The organism is Paraliobacillus sediminis, from assembly GCF_003426055.1.
Window position 1 is genome coordinate 1194194 of record NZ_QJSI01000003.1, and the last position, 23428, is coordinate 1217621.

General features: G+C 34.6%; 22 protein-coding genes. 4 read left to right on the plus strand and 18 right to left on the minus strand.

Annotated elements, in window-relative coordinates; all coding sequences use genetic code 11:
* Positions 1-62: 62 nt before the first annotated feature.
* The 4 genes from motS to D2K60_RS18850 all read right to left on the minus strand — a co-directional run bounded on the left by motS (position 63) and on the right by D2K60_RS18850 (position 4045).
* A complete protein-coding gene (motS, locus tag D2K60_RS18835) occupies positions 63-860 on the minus strand; it encodes a flagellar motor protein MotS (protein ID WP_117170612.1) in 798 nt (265 codons plus the stop codon).
* Complete coding sequence (motP, locus tag D2K60_RS18840) at positions 847-1671, minus strand: flagellar motor protein MotP (RefSeq protein WP_117170614.1); 825 nt, start codon at positions 1669-1671, stop codon at positions 847-849. The genes motS and motP overlap by 14 nt, the downstream gene beginning before the upstream one ends.
* 84 nt (positions 1672-1755) lie before the next feature.
* Positions 1756-2757, minus strand: a complete 1002-nt coding sequence (ccpA, locus tag D2K60_RS18845) for a catabolite control protein A (protein ID WP_117170616.1) — start codon at positions 2755-2757, stop codon at positions 1756-1758.
* A 220-nt stretch (positions 2758-2977) separates the two neighbouring features.
* On the minus strand, positions 2978-4045 hold the full coding sequence (locus D2K60_RS18850) for a bifunctional 3-deoxy-7-phosphoheptulonate synthase/chorismate mutase (RefSeq protein WP_117170618.1): 1068 nt from the start codon (positions 4043-4045) through the stop codon (positions 2978-2980).
* 164 nt (positions 4046-4209) lie between these two features.
* Here D2K60_RS18850 and pilM point away from each other — a divergent pair, with 164 nt between their 5' ends.
* Positions 4210-6342: a cell division protein FtsA gene (pilM, locus tag D2K60_RS18855; protein ID WP_117170620.1), complete on the plus strand. Its 2133-nt coding sequence runs from the start codon at positions 4210-4212 to the stop codon at positions 6340-6342.
* Positions 6343-7019: 677 nt separating this feature from the next.
* Here the strand turns inward: pilM and D2K60_RS18865 are convergent.
* From D2K60_RS18865 to D2K60_RS18905, 9 genes are all read right to left on the minus strand, one after another.
* Positions 7020-7469 (minus strand): YtxH domain-containing protein, encoded by a 450-nt coding sequence (locus D2K60_RS18865; protein WP_117170624.1) that lies wholly within the window; start codon positions 7467-7469, stop codon positions 7020-7022.
* A 45-nt stretch (positions 7470-7514) separates the two neighbouring features.
* Positions 7515-7922, minus strand: a complete 408-nt coding sequence (locus D2K60_RS18870; protein WP_117170625.1) for a DUF948 domain-containing protein — start codon at positions 7920-7922, stop codon at positions 7515-7517.
* A 207-nt stretch (positions 7923-8129) separates the two neighbouring features.
* Positions 8130-9422 carry a UDP-N-acetylmuramate--L-alanine ligase gene (murC, locus tag D2K60_RS18875; protein WP_117170627.1) on the minus strand — a complete coding sequence of 431 codons (1293 nt, stop codon included), beginning with the start codon at positions 9420-9422 and terminating at the stop codon, positions 8130-8132.
* Between the two features lie 88 nt (positions 9423-9510).
* Positions 9511-10620, minus strand: a complete 1110-nt coding sequence (locus tag D2K60_RS18880) for a nicotinate phosphoribosyltransferase (protein WP_117170629.1) — start codon at positions 10618-10620, stop codon at positions 9511-9513.
* 103 nt (positions 10621-10723) lie between these two features.
* Positions 10724-12874 (minus strand): DNA translocase FtsK, encoded by a 2151-nt coding sequence (locus tag D2K60_RS18885; protein ID WP_338048376.1) that lies wholly within the window; start codon positions 12872-12874, stop codon positions 10724-10726.
* A gap of 132 nt (positions 12875-13006) precedes the next feature.
* A complete protein-coding gene (gene ytpR, locus D2K60_RS18890) occupies positions 13007-13609 on the minus strand; it encodes a YtpR family tRNA-binding protein (protein WP_117170631.1) in 603 nt (200 codons plus the stop codon).
* Between the two features lie 2 nt (positions 13610-13611).
* Positions 13612-14439 carry a DUF1444 domain-containing protein gene (locus tag D2K60_RS18895; protein ID WP_117170633.1) on the minus strand — a complete coding sequence of 276 codons (828 nt, stop codon included), beginning with the start codon at positions 14437-14439 and terminating at the stop codon, positions 13612-13614.
* Positions 14440-14493: 54 nt separating this feature from the next.
* Entirely contained in the window at positions 14494-14811 is a 318-nt protein-coding gene (locus tag D2K60_RS18900) for a thioredoxin family protein (RefSeq protein ID WP_117170635.1), read from the minus strand.
* Between the two features lie 31 nt (positions 14812-14842).
* Positions 14843-15883 (minus strand): PTS sugar transporter subunit IIC, encoded by a 1041-nt coding sequence (locus D2K60_RS18905; protein ID WP_117170637.1) that lies wholly within the window; start codon positions 15881-15883, stop codon positions 14843-14845.
* Between the two features lie 160 nt (positions 15884-16043).
* Here D2K60_RS18905 and D2K60_RS18910 point away from each other — a divergent pair, with 160 nt between their 5' ends.
* A complete protein-coding gene (locus D2K60_RS18910; protein ID WP_117170639.1) occupies positions 16044-18272 on the plus strand; it encodes a methyl-accepting chemotaxis protein in 2229 nt (742 codons plus the stop codon).
* 511 nt (positions 18273-18783) lie between these two features.
* On the opposite strand, the gene D2K60_RS18915 is transcribed toward D2K60_RS18910, so the two are convergent.
* The 3 genes from D2K60_RS18915 to D2K60_RS18925 all read right to left on the minus strand — a co-directional run bounded on the left by D2K60_RS18915 (position 18784) and on the right by D2K60_RS18925 (position 21077).
* On the minus strand, positions 18784-19299 hold the full coding sequence (locus D2K60_RS18915) for a hypothetical protein (protein ID WP_117170641.1): 516 nt from the start codon (positions 19297-19299) through the stop codon (positions 18784-18786).
* 129 nt (positions 19300-19428) lie between these two features.
* Positions 19429-19944: a DUF84 family protein gene (locus D2K60_RS18920; protein WP_117170643.1), complete on the minus strand. Its 516-nt coding sequence runs from the start codon at positions 19942-19944 to the stop codon at positions 19429-19431.
* A gap of 65 nt (positions 19945-20009) precedes the next feature.
* Positions 20010-21077, minus strand: coding sequence for a M42 family metallopeptidase (locus tag D2K60_RS18925; RefSeq protein ID WP_117170645.1), 1068 nt, complete (start codon positions 21075-21077; stop codon positions 20010-20012).
* A gap of 146 nt (positions 21078-21223) precedes the next feature.
* Between D2K60_RS18925 and D2K60_RS18930 the strand changes: the two genes are divergently transcribed.
* A complete protein-coding gene (locus D2K60_RS18930; RefSeq protein ID WP_117170647.1) occupies positions 21224-21535 on the plus strand; it encodes a PepSY domain-containing protein in 312 nt (103 codons plus the stop codon).
* A gap of 61 nt (positions 21536-21596) precedes the next feature.
* On the opposite strand, the gene trmB is transcribed toward D2K60_RS18930, so the two are convergent.
* Positions 21597-22232 (minus strand): tRNA (guanosine(46)-N7)-methyltransferase TrmB, encoded by a 636-nt coding sequence (trmB, locus tag D2K60_RS18935; RefSeq protein WP_117170649.1) that lies wholly within the window; start codon positions 22230-22232, stop codon positions 21597-21599.
* 97 nt (positions 22233-22329) lie between these two features.
* Here trmB and D2K60_RS18940 point away from each other — a divergent pair, with 97 nt between their 5' ends.
* On the plus strand, positions 22330-22614 hold the full coding sequence (locus D2K60_RS18940; protein WP_117170651.1) for a YtzH-like family protein: 285 nt from the start codon (positions 22330-22332) through the stop codon (positions 22612-22614).
* Here the strand turns inward: D2K60_RS18940 and D2K60_RS18945 are convergent.
* Positions 22598-23407 (minus strand): phosphotransferase family protein, encoded by an 810-nt coding sequence (locus D2K60_RS18945; RefSeq protein ID WP_240335351.1) that lies wholly within the window; start codon positions 23405-23407, stop codon positions 22598-22600. The genes D2K60_RS18940 and D2K60_RS18945 overlap by 17 nt on opposite strands.
* Positions 23408-23428 lie beyond the last annotated feature (21 nt).

Sequence of the window (23428 nt, forward strand, 5' to 3'; positions counted from 1 at the left end):
AATTCTTTTTTTGCATAGATAAAATGGCTCCATCTCTATAGAGACGAAGCCATTACTAAATTTTATTCAAAATCCTGATTTAATTCTAAGATAACCATTTCAACACGCCTGTTTCTACTCCAGTTTTCCTCAGAATTATTTTCAACAATTGGTCTTGTATCTCCATAGCCAACTGCCATAAATCTGCTCTCATCTGAACCACTCGATGCAATGATATTGCGAATGACACTACTTGCTCGCGCACCAGAAAGTTCCCAATTTGAAGGATACTGTAAAGTCGATATTGGACGATTATCTGTATGACCTTCGACTCTTACATTATTAGGTATATTTTCAAGTAATATACCTACTTTATCTAGAAACGGTTCACCTGTGGATTTAATTTCCGCTTCAGCTGAGTCAAATAAAAATCTTTCTTGTAAAATCAAAACAACACCTTGATCCGTTCTATTTGCTGTGATCGTATTCTGTAAATCATTCTCGTTTAAAAAGGATTGAATTTCAGCTAATAATTCATCCAGTGTATCTTGATTTTCGATAATTTCACTGTTGGTTTGCTCATTCGTATCAATTACTTCCGTTTCTGATTCAGATAAATTATTTTTAGTATCCTCAGCACCTTCATCTTCAATTCGAGGTTCAGAATTTTCCGTCGGATTATCCATTTCTAGAGTAGATGGAAATGTATCAAAAATCATACGGTTACGAAAAGATTCTGCAACAGCTTCAAATTTAACTAGATCAATTTGTGACATGGAGAATAGTAAAATAAAAAATACAAGGATGAGCGTTACCAAATCGGCATAGGTTACCATCCACTTCGGTGAGCCTTTATCTATCCGTTTTTTACGACGCTTCATTAGCTACATCCTCCGCACCCTCATCTGTTCCTTCTTCTTGTTTTTTCTTCATATTTTCAGATAGAAATGCACTTAGTTTCTCTTTTAGAATCCGTGGATTCTGACCAGATTGAACACCGATTACACCTTCTATAACAATTTGTTTCATGAATATTTCTTCATCCGTTTTTATTTCTAGTTTACCTGCCATTGGTATGAAAACTAGATTCGCTAAAACAGATCCATAAAAAGTTGTTAATAAAGCTACAGCCATATTAGGGCCCAGTGTTGTCGGATCGGTTAAGTTATTTAACATTAGCACTAAACCAATTAATGTACCTATCATTCCCCAAGCTGGTGCATATTCTCCGGCCTTTTCAAGAATAATTCGTCCCTTTAAATGCCGATCTTCCATTGCAGTAATCTCTGCATTCATAATATCATTAATTACTTCTGGCTCAATACCATCTATCGCTAATAGAACACCTTTTTTAATGAAAGGATCATCTACACTTTCTAGCTCATTCTCAAGTGCTAGCAATCCTTCACGTCTTGCTCTTTCCGATAATCGTTCAAATAGCTGAATTAGATCACCGAGATTCTGTTCATTCCTGTTGAAAGTTTCTTTTAATACACTACCAGTGAGTTTTATTTGATCCAAATTGAAATTAATCAATAAAGCAGCAACTAAACCACCTAACACAATGATAATAGAGGCAACCTGGATAAACGAAACAAATCCACTAGTTCCACCACTCGAAATTATACCAAAAATTATCATCATAAAACCTAAAGTTATGCCAATTGGGGTTAAAATATCTCTTTTTTTCATATGCTCTCTCCCTAACTTACGTACAAACTTGGATGAATTAACCTCATGCCAAGGATTTGCATTTTGATATTTTATATATCGGCATTATTTTGATTTTGTTGAGTTTCTTTCGATAATTTGGTGTGGTAAAATTACATTCGTTTCTTGAACTTCTTCTTTATTCATAAATTTCGTTAACAAACGCATTGCAACAGCTCCAATATCATACATTGGTTGGACGATTGTAGACAAAGTAGGTCGGACCATTGTCGCAAGACGTGTATTATCAAAACCAACTACTTCAATATCTTCTGGCACACTTAAGCCCTTATCTTGAATACCATGAATAACACCTAATGCCATTTCATCAGAAGCGACAAAGATTGCAGTTGGCTTAACTTTCATAGCAACAAATTGTTCTGCTGCTTCTATTCCAGAATCATAGGTATAATCACCTTTAATTACAAATGATAGATCTACTTCTTGTTTTGATTCTATTAATGCTCGTTCATACCCTTTATACTTCAATTCATTTATTGGTGTTTCCTCAAGAGCAGAGACAAAAGCGGGTTTAGCATGTCCATTATCAATTAAAAATTTAGTTGCCTCATAAGCAGCTTGTTCATAATCAATGTTTACCGAAGAGATTGTTTCTGTTGGATCTATTGTAGCTGCCAACGTTACCGGTACTGGAGATGTTTTAAATTGCTCTACATGTTCTTCTGTGATTTTTCCACCCATAAATACAATACCGTCTACTTGCTTTTCTAACATTGTGTTAATTAGTTTTATTTCTTTATCTACGTTTTGATCAGAGTTACTTAAAATTATATTGTATTTATACATATTTGCTATATCGTCAATACCTCTTGCTAACTCAGAAAAGAAAATACTTGAGATATCAGGAATAATAACGCCTACAGTTGTTGTCTTCTTACTTGCGAGACCTCTAGCTACTGCATTAGGTCGGTATCCTAATTCTTTAATTGTGTTCAATACCTTTTTTCGTGTCGCTGGCTTTACATTCGGATTACCATTAACCACCCGTGAAACAGTTGCCATAGATACATTCGCTTCTCTTGCTACATCATATATTGTTATATTCATCTAAAATCTACCTCCGTATATTCCTTTTGATTAGCTTGACTCTTTTCATTTAATCATACGTTACTATATGTTATTGCGCAATGATACACTATGTATTAAATATTTATCACATGTATATGTTACATTATATCAAATTTTTAGTTATTTTGTTATGAAAAAAATAGCTCTTCTTAACAAAGTTTGGCCCTCTTGATTAAAATATAACAAGAGGGCCATTTTATTATTTATAATTCGCTACTTCTTTCATAAAGCGATCAAACATTTCAAAGTCCATTTGTTGTGCTGCGTCGGATAACGCAACAGCTGGATCAGGGTGTACTTCTGCCATCACACCATCAGCTCCAATTGCTAGAGCAGCTTTTGCAGCAGGAATTAATAGATCCCGTCTCCCTGTCGAATGTGTTACATCAACCATAACCGGTAAATGTGTTTCTTGTTTTAAAATGGGAACAGCCGTTATATCCAACGTATTACGAGTTGCTGTCTCATAAGTTCTGATACCTCTCTCACATAGAATAATATTCCCATTACCTCTAGAGTTAATGTATTCTGCTGCATTAATGAAGTCCGCAATCGTAGCAGACATTCCTCGTTTTAATAAGACAGGTTTATTAACTTCACCTGCTGCCTTTAATAATTCAAAGTTCTGCATGTTACGTGCACCGATTTGGATAACATCAATATAGTCTAACGCCTTTTCAATATCTGCTGGATTTACAATTTCACTTACAACTGCTAAACCATACTCATCTGCTACACGCTTTAGGATCTCTAACCCTTCAAAACCTAGACCTTGGAAATCGTATGGAGATGTTCTCGGTTTAAATGCACCCCCGCGTATTAGCTTTAAACCCTTCTGTTTAATCTGTTCTGCAACTTGGGCAACTTGCTCATAACTTTCTACCGCACAAGGACCAAAGATGAAATGTTGCTTACCATCCCCAAATTTTTCACCGTTAATATCAATTATAGTATCTTCAGGTTTCTTCTTTCTAGAAACTAGTAGCGCTTTACTATGATTATCTTCTTGCAAATCTAAACCGGCTTTAAAAATTTCTTTAAAAAGATGAATTATGGTTGCATTTTCAAAAGGTCCCTTATTATTTTCTTTAATTAATTCAAGCATATCACGTTCACGAACTGGATCATAACTATGATTTGCACCCTGTATTTCCTTCACCTGTCCAGACTTTTGAACAAGTTTTGCACGTTTATTGATCAAATTAAGTATTTCTAAATTTACTTGATCAAGCTCCTGTCTTAATTGGTCGAGTTCTTGATTACTCAATTGGACTACCCCCTGTTTTAATTTCGCGTTATAATAGATATAAGTAATTTTGTAATTAGAGACAATTATAGCTAATATTTTAATACTTGTCATTATTATGATTAAATATTTAGTATATTCTTTATCTTTTAACACATGTAACCATGATAGAAAGGATTAAATTTATGAATGAGTATATTTTTGCATTAGATATTGGAACGCGTTCTGTAGTTGGATTAATTTTAGAACAAACAGACGAGCAATACAAACTAATTGATTATGTCATGCAAGAACATGAGGAACGTTCGATGTTAGATGGACAAATACACGATGTTGTAGCTGTTGCAAAAGTAATCCATGAAGTCAAAGAAACACTAGAAACAAAGCATAATATTAAGCTTACTAAAGCATGCGTTGCGGCTGCTGGGAGAGCGCTTAAAACAAAACGTACTACAATTACTAAAAATATCGATCAGCACCCTCTAATAGAAAAAGAAGATATTCTATTTTTGGAGCTCAGTGCTGTTCAACAAGCTCAATATGATTTAGCTTTGGAAGAAGCCGATAATTTAAGCACACATTATTATTGTGTTGGATACTCCGTAATACAGTATAAATTAGATAATGATATTATAGGCTCGCTTATCGACCAACAAGGGAATAAGGCTGAAGTTGACATTATCGCTACATTCTTACCTAAAGTAGTAGTTGAATCATTAATATCGGCCTTACAGCGTGCAGATTTAGAGATGGAAGCACTAACCCTTGAACCAATTGCTGCGATTAATGTGCTAATTCCCAATTCTATGCGAAGACTTAACGTAGCTTTAGTTGACATTGGAGCTGGTACAAGTGACATCGCTCTGACTGATAGTGGTACTATAGCAGCTTTTGGAATGGTTCCACGTGCAGGTGATGAGATAACAGAAGCAATTAGTGATCACTATTTATTAGACTTTAAAGAAGCAGAACGTGTTAAAAAGGAAATTACTGAGAAAAGGGAATCCACTATTACTAATATTTTAGGTTTTGAAGAAACAATTCTTTTTGATGAACTTGCATTAGCAATAGATGGTGCAATTGAAAAACTCGCGGATGCAATCGCACAAGAAATTTTAGAATTAAATACACGAGCACCTAAAGCAGTGATGTTAGTTGGAGGTGGTAGTTTAACACCAAATTTGACATATAAATTAGCAGAAAAATTACAATTACCAGAAAACCGGATTGCTATTCGGGGAACTGACGCTATTCCTACTTTAAAATTCGCGGATAAAGTTCCTGCTGGCCCTGCTTTCATTACGCCAATTGGAATTGCAATTGCGGCAAAACAAAATCCGGTTCATTATATTAGTGTAACCGTTAATGATCGAGCCGTTCGTTTATTTGACATGAAACAGCTGACTGTCGGTGATTGTTTGCTAGCTGCTGGAATTCACATTGATAAATTATACGGTCGGCCTGGTATGGCATATATCATCAGCTTTAATGGTCAGAGCATTACCTTGCCAGGTACCTATGGCAAAGCACCATCTATTTTATTAAATGGACAAGTTATCACGATAGAAGAACCAATTAAACATGGCGATACACTGTATGTTGAAAAAGGTGAAGATGGAAAGGAACCTATTGTTACAATTGAAGAATTAGTTGGTGAAATAAATACTTTTACTGTCTACTTAAATGAACAAAAACATCAGATAAAACCGTCAATTGAAGTTAATAAGGATAGAAAAAATCTAGATTATATATTAAAAGATCACGATAAAGTAAATGTGATTGAATCAAAAACCGTAGAAGAATTTTTAATTAAGCACAATAAACAAGATATTTTAAGTGAACTATATACTTTTAAAATCTACATTGATGGGAAAGCAAAAGAGTTGCCGGATTTCTCAACCAAGATACTTCTTAATGGTAAAGTAGCAAAGAGCAAGACAGTGTTACAATCTGAAAGTAAACTCGAAGTTGTGAAGAGACAAGTTCCCACTATAGAAAATGTATTGCATGCATTATCGATTGAATTATATAACTCAATGTCGGTAACATATAATGGTGAATCTGTCCTATTAAAAAAACAAGCACTTCGCATTTTCCAACAACACAAAGAACGAGATATAGATGACCTTCTGCATCACGGGGACAAATTAGAACTTAAACCAACAGAAGAAAGCGCCTTTATATTCCAAGATATATTTCGGCATATTTCTATAGATTTATCAAAAGTAAAAGGTAGTGTGGATATTAAGAAGAATGGTCAAGCAACAACCTTCTTTGAACCACTAGAACCAAATGACGAGATTACAATTAATTATTAAAGCACTTTTACAGTTTTCACTTTTAAAACGTCGCAGTAGTTGAAAACTGCGACGTACCATTCTTATCACAAACAAAAATCAATTACTTTAGACACGCTACGTAAGCCAATGGTCTCCCTTTCCGTGGGCACGACTTCAGCTAACTTAGTAAAAACGCTTTACTAAGTGGATCTTCAGCCCGTGCTGTTCCCACTGGAGAGTCGACCATTTGCTTTCTTCGCTGGACAGAACATAAAAGTAATACACAATACGCTTTCCTATTGGCTCCTAAAGTTTTATTACGCTTATGACAGCATTTAGTTATATGAATATTATTCGAAAAGGCCTGATACTGTTTTGTTGATGTTGCAACTTCATCAATAAACAAATTACTGACTAGCGATGAAAATCCACTACGACTCCTGCAGGAACAGCGCGATCTGAAGATCCACTTGGAAGTGTATTTCTTCCAAGTTAGCTGAAGACGTGCCTGCGGAAAGCGTAGTGGATTTTTAGAGCGTGATAAGCAAGTTAGATTAAGTCGTACTCGTTTTATTCTTTATAATTGCAGTGTTGATCTGTCGCTGTTGAAAGTGATTGCCCGAGAGAAAATCAGCTTGGAATTATGTAAGAATATATCTATTCCATCAAAAAAAGGGTTGTAACTATTTTTTAGTTACAACCCTTTTTTAAATATATTAACCTTGGTTTTTAACGTCTTTTGCTGCTGCATCAATTGCTTCTGCAACTTCTTCAGCCGCTTCTTCTGCAGTTTCTTTTACAACATCAGCATCTTCTTGTGCTGTATTTATCTTTTCTTGAATTGTTTTAGTTGTTTCTTTAAATTTATCGCCTAATTCATGTGACTTTTCGGTAACGTTCTTTTGTACCTGTGCAGATGTCTCTTTTGCATAGTCTTTCCATTCAGTACCCTTTTCATATGCAACATCTTTCCAATCGCTCGCACGTTCTTTTAAAGTACTAGCACCTTGGTTTAATTCACCTCTCAGTTCTTTACCAGCCTTAGGTGCAAATAATAATGCGACAGAAGCACCTACAATACCCCCGATTAATGAACCGATTAAAAAATCTTTACTGTTAATATTTTCATTTTGTTGTCCTTTATTCTGTTCTTCTTGATTACTCATTCCAATTCCTCCCTAATAAATATTATCTAATCTATATAAATTACATTATTCCCTTTTTCGCTTTTTGAACATTTCCATTACAATTGTTCCCCACTTAACTGCTTGAGCAGTTTCTTCTTTATTTTCTTCAGCAACTCTTGTAATACTAGTGGAAACATTGCGAATGGACTGATTAAAACCTTGTACTGTCTCACCAATACCTTTAATTCCATCAACTAATGTATTTAGTCGTTGTGACTTATCATTCACATCTTCTGCAAGCTTATTAGTTTTATTTAACAATTGAGTCGTTTCTGTTGTTATACCCTCCATTTGTTTTTCTAAACCTTCTAAGGTATCTGCTACATTTGACATTGTACGTTGCGTTTCTTTTAATACTTTAACTAAATAAACAACAAGTACTGCAAATGCAACTGCAAATATTAGTGCTGCGATATAAAGTAAAATAATCATATGCTACTGTCATCTCCTTTGTATGTATTTCTTTGTGTACTATTACCATGTCTATATATTTATTTACCCGAAATATATTCTTATAAACATATTATATAAATTTCACAATAAACATCAAAATTATTCCTATCAAATTAATAAATAAAGAGAAGGCAAAAAAATCCTTCTCTTTACTTATTCGATATAAATCAAAATATACCTGTAATTTTAAAGTTTGTTTTCATAAACATCTTGGAATTTCTGAATATCTCCAGCACCCATAAAGACTAAGACACCATCTTGATATTGTTTTAAGACTTCTGTATTTTCAATATCTAATAATTCACTATTGGTAATGAGTGCTTGTAAATCTTCAATAGTTAACTTCCCTGTTCCTTCTCGGGCTGAACCAAAAATATCACACAGGTAAACATGATCTGCAGCCTGAAGTGTCTCCGCAAACTCATGTAAGAACATTTTCGTTCGGGTGAATGTGTGTGGTTGAAAAATAGCAGTGACAGTTTTGTTTGGATACTTTTTACGAACGGAATTCAAGGTGGCTTCAACTTCCTTAGGATGATGTGCATAATCATCAATTAAAATTTGATTGCCTACTTTCTTCTCAGTAAACCGACGTTTGACACCAGAAAATGTATTCATTTTTTTAATATCTTCAGCTTGCATTCCTTCATAATGACAAATAGTAATCACTGCTAACGCATTTAATATGTTGTGATCACCATACATCGGAATTGAAAACGTATCATAGTAATTATTTCGAACAAATACGTCAAAACGTGTACCATCTGATGTATCTGTAACATTTTTAGCTTGGAAATCATTATTTTCAGAAAATCCATAATAAAGAATTGGAACTTTAGCATGTATTGCTTGAAGATATTCATCATCACCACAAGCTATAATTCCTTTTTTTACGTTTTTAGCCATTTCTTCAAAAGCGTTAACGACATCATTTACATCGGAAAAATAATCTGGATGATCAAAATCAATATTTGTCATGATTGCATAATCCGGTTCGTACGCTAAAAAGTGTCGGCGATATTCACATGCTTCAAAAACAAAATAACTGCTATCAACATGTCCTAAACCAGTTCCGTCACCAATTAAATATGAAATAGGATATGTTTGCTTTAATACATGTGCCAACAGGCCTGTCGTTGAGGTTTTACCGTGTGCACCTGTAACTGCAATACTAGTATATTGTTTTAACCATTCGCTAAGAAATTCGTGATAGCGATAAAACGTTAAACCCATTTCATGTGCAGTTTTAACTTCTTCATGGTCATCCGAAAAGGCATTACCAGCTATAATAGTTAAGCCTTCTTTTATATTGTCCTTTGAAAAAGAATAGATTGGAATATTTTTATTTTCTAACGCTGTCTGTGTAAAAAAGACGCTATCTACATCAGAACCTTGAACCGTCTCACCTGAGTCATGTAGAATTTGTGCCAATGCACTCATTCCTGTTCCTTTAATACCAATAAAATGGTAGATAGTCATAAATTGAACCTCCAAAAAGCTTAATCTGTATATATTTATTATTTCCTCAACTTTGTACTTTACCATAGAAAACTAAAAAGTAGTAACTTTATTTAATATAAGCTACTTTTTCTAATCTTGGATTCGGATGGTATTTTCTACCGTCCTTTGACTCGTGCTTACCGTTTAATAAAACGTTATCTCCAGTGAATCCAATATGGACATTTAATAAACTTCTACCAATTCCATACATGTCGACTGGTACATTTTGTTTTTCAAATGTACGAATCCGTTCCTCTGTAAAACCACCACTAGCGATAATTTTAACATGTTGATAACCTTCTTCGTCCAAAGCATGTCGTAATGCAAAAATCAATTCAGGATTAACACCTCTTGGATCAAATGTTCCCATAAGATGTTGATTTCTAAGAAAATATTTATCGACCATATGATTCGAAGTATCTAAACGAACACCTTTTAACTCCTTGCCAAATTCGCGCGCCACCTTCAAAGCATCTGTAATGACATCGTTATTGTAATCCACTAGCACCATTAATTCATCTTCAGGATACGTCTCCTTGTATGCGATAGCTGCCGTTACAATATCCCCTTCAAACATTTGAATCATTGCATGTGGCATCGTACCCATTCCTGTCTTACCCCACCATTCATTCATCGCGTGTGTTGCTTGTGCAGTGGATCCGCCAATAAAGGCCGCATAGCCGTCACCCGCTTGTTGTGTATAATGATCATCACGGTCACCCATAAAAATAACTGGTTTCTGTTTACCAGAGGTTCTTGCGGCTTTTACCACATTATATACATTTGTTGCTACGGATGTTCGTCTAGCAAAAACGCCATCTATAATTCCTTCTAAAAAACCAAAAGATTGATAGGGGCCTTTAACAGTTAATACCGTCTCATAAGGTGTTATCTTATCACCATCTTTTAACGAAAAGATCTCTAGCTCTTCTGGGTTATCAGCAAAAGTATGTATTAATGCAATTGCTTCGTCAGAACCACAGAGTACTGCATTACTTTTCTGGAAAAACTGCATTGTTACTTGATTATTTGGAATAAGTTTTTCTGCAATTTCTTTTGTTTTCAAAAAATAAACCGCTGAAAACCAACCATCTTTAATACGATCATCGAATTTAAATGTCTGATTTGTTAATCTTTCTATCTCACCATTAAGTTTTCTTGTAATTTCTTTTTTCATGATACTAACCCCTCGTTGCATTCTAATAAGTTTATATACCAATTTCTATCATATAAGATTAAGATAACTTCCACAAGTTATTTAGATTGATTAACTGGATTTATTATATACGCTCCGTGTCCATATCATTTGCTGATACTAGCACATCGCGTGGTTTGCTTCCCTTTGGCGCTGAAATAATTCCATTATGCTCTAGAGAATCAATTAATCGTGCAGCACGATTATAGCCAACCTTAAACCGTCTTTGTACCAAAGATGCACTTGCTCCGTTTTGTTCCAGTACAAAAGATAATACTTCTGGATAAAGATCATCCTCTGTTTCTTCCGTATCAATTTGTTTCAATAGCTGTTCTTGTTCAAATAAATAATTTGGTGGTGCTACTTGTTTAACATAACTTGTCACACGTTCAATCTCATCATCAGAAACAAAGGCACCTTGAATTCTGACAGGATTACGTGCACCATTTTCAACAAATAACATATCCCCTTTACCAAGTAAACGGTCTGCCCCATTTGTATCAATGATTGTCCGAGAATCTACTTGAGATGAGACACTAAAAGCAATTCTTGTTGGTACATTTGCCTTGATCAAGCCTGTAATAACATCCACCGATGGTCGTTGCGTTGCTAATAAAAGATGAATTCCACATGCCCTCGCTTTTTGAGCGATTCTACAAATGGCATCCTCTACATCTTGCGGTGAAGCCATCATTAGATCAGCTAACTCATCAATAACAATGACGAGATATGGCATTTTTTCGTCTCTTTCTTGTGCCTTCATTTTCTGATTATAACGATCAATATCACGTGCACCTTCTTGTGCGAATTTTTGATATCTCTCTTCCATTTCAGCTACTGCCCACTTAAGTGCATGTGTAGCTGCTTTTACATCTGTAATCACAGGTGAAACTAAATGTGGAATTCCGTTATACGGTGCTAATTCAACCATTTTAGGATCAATTAAAAGAAAACGAACGTCTTTATGACTTGCTTTATACAAAAGACTAATCAATATGGAGTTTATACAAACACTTTTTCCTGATCCAGTTGCACCAGCAATCAAACCATGCGGCATTTTCTTTATATCAGTAATAACCGGACTACCTGCAATATCTAATCCTAACGCAACACTTAATGCAGACGAACTATTGTTAAAAGCTTGATTTTCAAATATTTCCTGTAAGCCAACAGCTTGTGGATCAGCGTTTGGTATCTCGATTCCAATTGCATGTTTACCTGGAATTGGCGCTTCCATACGTATATCTTTAGCAGCCATGTTTAGTTTAATATCATCGCTTAAATTCTTTATTTTACTTACTTTGACCCCAGCTTCAGGTTGAATTTCAAACCTTGTGACAGACGGTCCCTGCATTGTATTAATAACTTTTGCATTAACATGAAATTGTTTTAATGTTGTTTCCAATAATGCTGCTTGATCTTCAATCCACTGTTGATTATCTGCAGATCTTTTAATAGGATCGTTTAAAAGATAAAGTGGTGGGACCGAATTTTTTTGAGTATGTTGCTGCATCTGGTTGTTTTTTTCGTGATAACGTTTTTTATCACTCGGACGCATTCTTACATTGAATGGTATTGAATTACGTTCTTTCACCTTTTTAATTTCACTGATTTCAACTGGTTCTTGTTTCTTTTCAATTGTTGTAGCTGCAATATTGTTCACTTCTATCTCATTTACTTGTTCAAATTGATCAGGATTTCCCGTAAGTTCTTCTTTAGGGATAGGCTTAATATAGGGTTTCTCTTCTTTCACCATACTTTCCTTTTCCTTATGCAACAATTTATCATCAGCTACGGTGTCTTCTATCAAATCTTCAGTAGTTGAAAATATTAAATTAGATTGTTCATGAATTGTTTCTTTACGTAAAAATGCTGGTGTATCTGTTTCAGCTGCTTTCCCTGGTCTTTTACCAAAACCATAGATTGGAGAAGGTACCTCTGTAGCTGAGAATTTTTTCTTGAAATTTTGTTCTTTTGGCAAATGTTTCTCTATTGGTAATTGTTTCTCTTTCCCTTTATACTTTTCTATACTTACTTCAGGCTCTGAAACATACGAACGTTTTGAAAATTCACGTTTAGGTTTATCAGGAATAATAGGAAAATCAAATTTCCTGTTGTTAGGATATTCATACGATACCTTTGTTTCCACCTGATTATTAATAGTATGATTCCGTCTTGTTTGAGGCTGCTCAATTGTTTCTTCCGTATCTAAAAGTTGTTTTATTTTGTTTTTCATTTGTTCCCACATATTATTTTCACACTTCCATATCATTAGTTATTTCTCATTTTAACAGGTTTTCATCAAAATTGAATACTTTACGTAAAAGAAAAACGCAAAAGAGTAAATCCTCTTTTGCGTTTTTCTTATTTAAAATATGAAAGCTTGTCCAGCTTTTACATCTTCTGTTAATACGTAGATACCTTTTTCTTTCGGTGCATCCGGAAGGCCAAGTTCTTTTTGAGAACAAATCATTCCAAAAGAATCAACGCCTCTTAGGTTAGCTTCTTTTATTTCCATACCACTCGGCATAATCGCTCCAACCTTCGCCACGACAACATATTGATCTGCTTCAACGTTTGGTGCACCACAGACAATTTGAGTTGTTACACCACCGATATCTACTTGACATACATTTAATTTATCTGCATTTTCATGTGGTGATTTTTCTTTCACATAGCCTACGACAAATTTAGGAGAAAGGTCAATATCTAAGGAATCCGTCAGATTATTTTTCGCAAAAACATCTTTGATAGTCTTTAGAAGTTCTTCTGTTAAAGGAATTTTACCATTTCCCAACGTAAAGTATGTTGATGCTTGAAATATATTATAACCTAAAACTTCTTCTGTTTTAGTATCTATTATACGTACGACATCACCAAACTTTTCAAATGATGTTTGATAACGATCACCCTGTTTAAAAGGAATTAATAAGCAATCACCTATCCCTTTTTCATTATAAAAAACGTTCATATTTATTCATCCTTTTTTGTTTCATTTTTATTAGTAGGTTTATTTTTTGCTAAAATAAAGATAGGTTCTAGGTGTTTATTCTCGTATATAAATGATAGCGACGTAATCGGGACACGCCCCTCAGCAAAATATTGCATCGTCATTTGTGCTAATATATCATAACCCATTTCATTTTGTACATCAACCAAAATTAAAACATCTTGATGTGGAACTGCAACTGCTAGGTCTCCTACCGCATTTAAACGCATTTCTTCCAAAAATGCTTCATTTAAAATCCGACTTGCATCATAGCCATCTTTTGTTGCTATAAAGTAAAAATTATTACCAGCAACTTGATCCACTTTTGTCTCCGTTGATAAAGAACGCACATTAAACATAGAAATTTCTTTTAATCGTTCCAAAGTCCAGCCTTCTGTATCTAACATATTCTGATCAATTAATTGATACGTATGTCCCAAATCAAGTGCATAGTAGATACGCGTTTCTGCTGTGTGATCTGAATATACCATTTTCACACCAGCTTTCGTTTTCTTCGGAAAAGAGGTCGATCGAATAACTGGATATATTTGTTTTTCTTTTCCTTCTAATTCTTGTTTAACATGCATCATTTTCAGTGATTCTTCAACATGATATACCAATTCATCAATTGCATTGTCACCACTTTGTTCATACTTAGCGATAACATTTGGAATTGTAATGGAAATACCTTGATGCGTGTCTTGCCATTCCACTCGATACACATCTTTATCTCGATTAAATGACGTGCGCCATTCAGGATTATTAAATCTGTCATCTAATAGCTTTTTCATTTTAATACTATTCATTGCCATTTGTTATTCCTCCTTCAAGGAGTTCTTAATCATAGTTGTCTTTATGTCATTTTTTTAAATTTTATCTAAGAATGATTCAATCTCTTCCTTGGTTTTTCGATCCTTGCTAACAAAACGACTAACTTCCGCTCCATCTTCGAATGCTAAGAAGCTTGGTATTCCAAAAATATCATACTGCACGCATATATCGATAAACTTATCACGATCTATATAAATAAATGTGATATTCTGATATTCCTCTTCTATTTCTGGTAAAATAGGTTCAATAAAACGACAATCTGGACACCAGTCTGCTGAAAAAAACAGGACTGTTTTACCTTTCTCTTCTGCTATTATATTTGATAGTTCTTTTTCTGATTCAAGTGCTCTCATTTCATATTCCTCCTAGACACTTTATGGTTATTCAATCATAGTCAATCCGCATATCACCTGGTTTAATTAAGCCTCTATTTCGAAGGTACTCTGAGATAAGTAAGCTTATAACTGCAGGACCGATAATATGTATGCCTAATACCATCCAAAATACTTCCATTGAAAAGCCCATCGTATTAAAAGCCATAATCTGACCAACAAATCCAGCCGTACCCATTCCAGCTCCTGAAGCGTTATTTGTCATTTCAAACCAAACCGAAGCAAAAGGTGCCATAATTGCGCCTGCTAAGGTTGGTGGTAATAAAATAATCGGTTTTTTAATAATATTGGCTACTTGTAACATAGATGTTCCGATTCCCTGTGCAATTAATCCGCCAACTCCATTGTCACGATAGCTTGAAACTGCAAAACCAACCATTTGGGCAGCACAGCCTACGACAGCTGCACCTGCTGCCAATCCATCTAAAGAAAGCATAAGCGAAATAGCAACGCTAGAAATAGGAGCAGTTAATGCTAAGCCCATAATTACTGCGACAATAATCCCCATTATAAACGGTTGTTGTGCCGTAGACCAATTAATCACATTCCCAATTCCTGTCATAAAGGAATCTATCGGTGGTCCAATAAACTTACCCATTAAATACCCTATCATAATTGTTAAAAGAGGTGTTAACAAAATGTCTATCTTTGTTTCTTTATAAATTAGTTTCCCAAATTCAACAGCAAATATTGCACTGATATAACTTCCAACTGGTCCACCCAGTTCATATCCAAATGCCCCGCTAAAAACTGCAGAAAATAAGACTAATGGTGGTGCTTTTAGTCCGTAGGCTATGGCTACACCTATCGCTCCACCAACAACTTTATTTTCCATTGCAAACGCTCCAATTTCTTGTAACGATGCTGTTAATGCCATGCTACCTAATGCACTTTCTAACTGTTGTCCTAATGTGTTAATGATCAAACCAATAATAAGAGAAGAAAATAGTCCTAATGCCATATAACTAAGTGTAGTAATAAAATAGGTACGAGCTGATAATGTCACACCTTTTTTAGCCAAAAAATCTTTCATACTCTCCACATCCTTTATTTGTTATCTTACACAAACCTTGCATTAAACTCAAGATTAAGCAGATTCAATACTAGGTCATTATAACTAGTTGTAATATCAATTATCTATAGCTATAATATAATTTATGTGAAAATTATAGAAATTTCTAGGGGGAGTCATATTGAAAACAATACGAGGTCGCATGCAAGCTATTATTGTTATATCTATAATAGGTATCATTGTATTAAGCGGTTTAACACTTTATTTTTTTAATCAACAAAATCAAGCTTCAAATGAGAGTGAAGAGCTTCAAAGCGTCTTACTTGATAGTGAGAGAATAAACTATCAAGTTGCTTTAACCAGGTACGCTGAAGAGCAATTTTATGCTGATCCATCCGAAGAACACGCTGAATTGATCAAGCAATCTATTACTACGATTCAATCAGAGGCTGTTCAACTTTCCAGTTCGTATGCAGCTTTTCCGGAAATAGCTAGTGATTATGCTGCAATTTCTGAAAATGCTACTACATATGTTGATCAATTAGATTCAATGGTTGGTATGTATCGTACAATTGGTTTTTCTGATGAAGAAGGTTTAATGAAAACCATTAACGATTACTATGACCAATTCTATCAATTGGTTACTGAAAAAGACAACCCAGAACTTATGCGTGCATTATTAGAAGTGAAAATTCTGGAACAGGCCTATTTTAACCAAACGGAAAATGCTGAAGATGAAATAGACAATAAAATCAATAACTTAAAAGACGTAATCAGTGCTGCTGATTTTTCAGATGAAGATAACGACACCTTCACTACTGGTTTACTACGCTATCAGCAATCTTTATCAACAGTTTCACGAACAAAAACACAAGCCGAAGCAATTAAAGCTTCATTTGAAGATGTTACAAACGAAGTAACCAATCAAACGGAAGCTGTTGGAAGTGAAGTTAAAAAAATAAGCGAACAGATAAAAATCGAACAACAAAATTCATATCGGAATATGTTTATCATATTTGGAATTACTGTCTTACTAACTTTAATTGCTATCATCTTTAGTGGCAGATATTTAGTACAGATGATTACTAATTCTATAAAAACGATTAAAAATGGTGCAGAACAAATTGGTATTGGAGATTTATCACACCGCATTCCCATTTCAACTAAAGATGAATTAGCAGATCTAGCTATAACTTTTAACAATATGACTGACAAAATGGAACAATCCATGGTAAAAGTACAACATGCCTCACTCGTTTTAAGTGATTCTTCTGCTAATTTAGCAGCTAGCTCAGAAGAATCTGCAGCACAAACCGAACAGGTTAATACCGCAATTAATCATGTTGCATCAGGAGCACAACAGCAAGCGGATCAAATAGAAGAGAGCATGATATTGATTAAAAACGTTTCAAACGCATTAACACATACAAATACAGCATCTGAAGGGATTGCAAAAGCATTAGAGCATGCAAAGTCAGAATCTAACCTAGGTTTACAAACAGTGGAAACATTAGAACAAACTTCTAATTCCTTTTTACAATTAGCTGGGCATTTAACAGTACAAGTACAGTACACAGCCGAACAAACAAAACAAATTACGTCTATTGTTTCTGCTATTGAGGATATTGCAGATAGTACAAATTTATTAGCTTTAAATGCTGCCATAGAATCAGCACGTGCAGGTGAAAGCGGTAAAGGGTTTTCTGTTGTTGCTCAAGAAGTCCGAAAACTTGCAGAACGCTCGAAAAAAGAAGCTCAAGAAATTAACCAAATGATACATCAAATTAATTCACAAATGGTAAGTCTTTCTGAGGATGCTGCCAAATTTGACACCTATCAAGAAACACAAGGTAATGCAGTGAATCAAACAAAACAGGCATTCAATAAAATTACAAATCAAATATATGACATCACTAATACTTTAGATGATGTTCAAGTATCATTAAGTGACGTTGATACATTAAATACGAATTTGGATAGGAAGTTACAAGAAATAAATGTTATATCCGATGAATCGGTTTCAAGTGCAGAAGAAGTTGCCGCCTCAAGTGATTCCCAAGCTCAAGCAATTGAAGATGTAAATCATTCAGCCTTAGAATTACAAGAGTTATCTCAATTACTTTCTACAGAAGTTGAGCAATTTTCGCTTCGAGAAAAATCAAATGATTCGAGTGAGGATATACGAATATCAGACGACGAAACAGAAATAGAAGTAGAACCTGTTGAGGAAGATTACGATGAAGATCGTTCAATTGAAGATCCAATTAACGATGAATTTAAAGTCATTACTACTGATAATGATGCAGAGGAAAAAGAAGAAGAGAATCAATACCAACCTGAAGATGAAATAGTTGAACAATCTTCAGAGTATCTTGAAAATCAAAATTATGATCAGGATGAAAAAAGTTAACTATTTATATCGCTCTTTTCACGAAATTTGTTGTTGTTTAAAATTCATAGTTGATTGAAAATGCGACGTAGTTATAAGTTATGCTTGTCCTCGCTGCGTCAGTAAATGGTCTCGCTTTCCGTGTGCACAACTGGAGTCTCAACCATTTTCTTCCTTCGCTTAATGGCGTACCCTTTCGACTTGTAATTAATTTATGCTCTGCTAATATTGCAGTATACTAAACTAGCGTATCAAGTGAAATAGGCGACACTCCTGCAGGAACAGCACGGGCTGAAGATCCACTTGGAAGCGTTGTTTGCTTCCAAGTTAGCTGAAGCCGTGCCTGCGGAAAGGGAGTCGATTTCACTTGAGAAGCGGGTCAAGAAATTCTGTTACGTCGTAGTTGATGAAAATTCCGACGTAAGGAACGTTATGTCGGAGTTAGATGTGTTATAAAACAACAATCTTTTAGCAAATAGTATTTATTAAAAAACCACGAATGTCTTCATAGTGAAGAACATTGCGTGGTTTTTTAATCTTGGTCCGTATAAGCAAGTGATGTGGCTATTTGCATCATTTCAATTGTATAATCTTCTAGTTGACGAATTGATGTCTGAGTAGTTATTTTAACCCCGCCTACACCTACTTGTAACTCATACTCGTCTCCACTCTCTGATACCTTTACAAAGGCAAAACGACCTTCATCCTCAAAGGATTGTAACAATAAATTATTGCCATTTGCTTCAGCGGCTTGATAATTCAACTCACTTGTCGTATCTTCTAACGCATTATAAAAAAGAATAAAGGTTTGGTCCCCCGATTCTAAAAGGAGATTACTTTGAGATTCTTCAATAATTTCATAACCACTAGGAAGATATAAAGAAAAACTATCTAACGTATTATTTGGTTCTGTTGTATTATCTTCAAAAACTGTTTTAGCTGCTGTTTCTGTTAATTCAAGCGCTTCATCCTCTGAAGGAGCGCATGCACTAAGAAAAAACAGACTAATTATTAGCAACGACATTGATAGTCCCATGATCTTTCTCATTTCGTATCTTCCTCCTGCTTATATAGTTCTAAAGGCCTCTTCTAATAATATACTATGAATTCGAGATTTTACAAGAATAGTTTTAAATTTCACAAAATCGTCAATTTTTTACGTTAATACATACATCATTTATTTATTATTATTTTCTAGGTAGTAATCGTATTGTCCCTTTAAAAGTTGCAAGACGTGAATGAACATAGCTTTCCTACCTATTAAGTCATTAGTAAAAATTCCAATTGCACCTTGCTTCTTACTTACATTTTTCTTTTGCACATAAAGATCCATCAGATCTCCAAGCTCTTTACCTTCTCTTAATGCACGTGTTATTTCTAGTGGTAATGGTATTCTAGCACCACTTGCAATGAATTCAGTACCATTATGATCGACTAATGCTCCCCAATTACACAGATACATGTGATTTTCAATCTCCATTACGCCACCTTCTAAACCAATACCACATACCGCATTATCTACTTCAGCAGCTTGTTTTGCTCTATTTAATGCACCAGTAAGAGTTTCCATATCAGATAGTGGCTGATTAGAAACAAGTGATGGTATATCTTTAGCGGATACTGTTTGATTTACAAAAACTTCTTTTACTGCGTTAACTTTCGTCGGATTTTTAGAAGCAATTACAATTGTCATTTTAACATTTCTCCTTTTACTCCAGTATAAAAAAGGTGAGGGCTAGAAACTCCCCACACCTTGTGTTAACTATTACTACGAATTTGCTCAACCGTATTTTGATCTGTGTTTTTTACTAATTCAACGATCAATGCTTTTGCAGCAGCATAATCATCAACATGTATAATGGATGCATGCGTATGAATGTAACGAGAAGCTATTCCAACTACAGCAGACGGAACCCCTTCATTGGATAGATGCACACGACCGGCGTCCGTTCCACCTTGAGAAATAAAATACTGATAAGGTATTTTATTTGACTCTGCTGTATCTAGCACAAATTCTCGCATACCACGATGCGTAATCATCGAACGGTCAAATATACGTAGTAACGCACCTTTGCCAAGTTGCCCAAACTCTTTGTCATCGCCAGACATATCATTTGCCGGTGATGCATCTAATGCATAAAAGATATCAGGTTTAATCATGTTTGCTGCTACTTGCGCACCACGTAAACCAACCTCTTCTTGAACAGTTGCACCAGAATATAACTGATTCGGTATTTCAATCCCTTGTAATTCTTTTAATAACTCAATAGCTAAACCACACCCATATCGATTATCCCAAGCTTTTGCTAAAATTTTCTTTTCATTTGCCATTGGTGTAAAAGGCGTAATAGGAACTACTTGTTGACCTGGTTTAATACCAATTTTAAACGCATCTGCCTCATCATCTGCCCCAATGTCAATTAACATATTTTTCTGATCCATTGGTTTCTTTCGTTGTTCTGGTGTTAAATTATGAGGTGGTATAGAACCTATCACACCCGTAATTGGACCTGCATCTGTCATAACCTGTACACGTTGTGCTAATAATACCTGTGACCACCAACCACCTAATGGTTGAAAGCGTAGCATACCGTTCTTTGTAATTTGCGTTATCATAAAACCGACTTCATCCATGTGACCTGCGACCATTACTTTTGGTCCTTGACCTTTTTTTATAGCAAATATGCCCCCAAGATTATCTTGTATAAGTTCATCAGCATATTTTCCTAACTCATTACGCATAAACTTACGAACAAGTTGCTCATTTCCAGCTGCACCTTGTAATTCTGTCAATGTTCGAAATAATTGTTGCGTCTCTTTATTCATATGTATGACCTCCCAGATATTCATTAAACTACCTACATTGTATCTAAATTATTTACCCATTACCACTTTTTCATAATTTGATGGTTTTCTAAATAAGGTATAATCAGTTATACTAGTATTAAATTTAACACATGAGGTGAAATAAGATGAATTGGAAACCAGTAGCATATGCAGCAGGAATCGGAGCAGTAGCAGGTTTTATCGTTAAAGATCAACTAACCAAGCAGCCAATAAAACCTGAGTACGCATTAAAGCGAGCTAAAGAGGCGTTTAAGCAACAAGGACCTGTTAGTGGATCATGGATCTATATGAAGCCTGAATCCTTTAATAAGAATGATTTAAACTATACTGTGTACCGTGGTGGCATTACACGCACAATAGATAGTACAAACAAACAATTTGAATTTTATGTAGATGCAAAAACAGGTTCAATCATTGAGGTTGTAGAAACAACATAATACTTACTATAGAAAAACAAAAAAATAGAGATGATAGCTAAAATGCTATCATCTCTATTTTTTAAAATTGTGCACGACATCGATATATAGGTTGTCCTTTTGAAGAGAACTTTTCTTCATATTCTGTCATAACATTGGTTGGATCCTCAATCTCATGTAGATCTAACAAAACTTCTTCTATTTTCATTCCAAATTGAGAAAAGCTTTCAACTGAATAATCAAACAACTGTCGATTATCCGTTTTTAACACAACTTCTCCATTTTTTTTCAATACTTGCTTATATTGTTCTAAAAATGTTTCATGTGTCAAACGACGCTTAGCGTGACGGGCTTTTGGCCATGGATCTGAAAAATTTAAATAAATTTTGTCTATTTCATTGTCTTCAAACATTGTCCGTAAATCTTTCGCATCTTCATTAATAAAGCAAACATTTTCTGGCGTAGTTTCTACCGCTTTTTGTACGGCACTCACTAAAATACTTTCCACAACTTCTATGCCAATAAAATTTGTATTTGGAAATTGTTTTGCCATACCCATTAAAAATTGACCTTTTCCAGTACCAATTTCTAAATGAATCGGATGATCATTTTCAAATGCAGTTTGCCATTTATTTTTCCAATCACTCGGATTTAACTTAACAAATTTTTCATTTTCTTTTAAAAAGTCTAGTGCCCATGGTTTATATCTTGCACGCATGTTGTTGCTCCTTCTATTTAAATAATTATTATTTCGTATATAAGCGTATATTTGACATATCTATGTGAAAAATACACGTAAAGGTGGTGGATAATCAATGGCATTAAATACCTATGATCAATTGAATATATTAGTCGATTTGCTTAGCGAACAAGCAGAAGATACAACTGGTAGTATAGCTGAATGCCAACAAATAAAAAGACTTGTCCAATCTTTAATGGCGAATCAATCAGTAGATGATCAACGGTTGACTCAGCTTTTACCTGAAATATATAATTACGGACACCAAGGAGAAATTGCTCAAAATCTTGAACAACATATTACTACAAATCAAACAAATTTACAAAATTGGATACAAAATATACCTACTTCTTATAGCTAAACGCTCTATCTAATAGTCGTCTCAACTCTTCTAATTGTTGAGCGGCTTCTCTTTGATGCTGATTGTAACTAGAAATAACTTCAATCATCATATACCAGTGCATACGTGTAATAAGATTATTATTATTGTCTACACCATAGTTTTCTAACCAACTATCCCAATCTGATTCAGGAATATACCAATGCAGTAACATACCTAAATCAATAGCAGCATCTCCAATTTCAGCATTATCCCAATCAATTAAATATAACTGTCCAACATCAGATAACAGCCAATTATTATGATTTAAATCACAGTGACAAACCATTTGCTTCACGCCATACATTAGATCAAGTTTATCTTCTAAATATTTAAAAGCTTGATGTATAACAACAGGTATAATCGTGTTTTGACGATCCATAAACTGTCTTTTTATATCTTGTAAAATTTGTTTGGGATCTATCGGTTTTTTCCCCATTCGGGTTAACATATCTAATAATTCAGTAGAATAATGAATTTTACTCAATAAATTTGCTACTGTTGGATGTTGCATTTCCTCTGGATTTAACTCTTTACCTGCTAACCAATCCTGAGCTGTAATGACATCACCATTTTCTAAACGTTTTGTCCACACTAACTTAGGGACGATTCCTTGAGCTGATAAAACAGCTAGAAAAGGGGATGAATTACGCTTTAGAAAAAGACGTTTATTCTTATTTTGCGCATAATAGGCTTCACCAGATGATCCACCGGCCGATGCGATTATCCATTCTTCACCAAGAATATCTTGCACGTCTTTCACCTTCCATTCCATCAAACTTTCACTTTTTTCCTT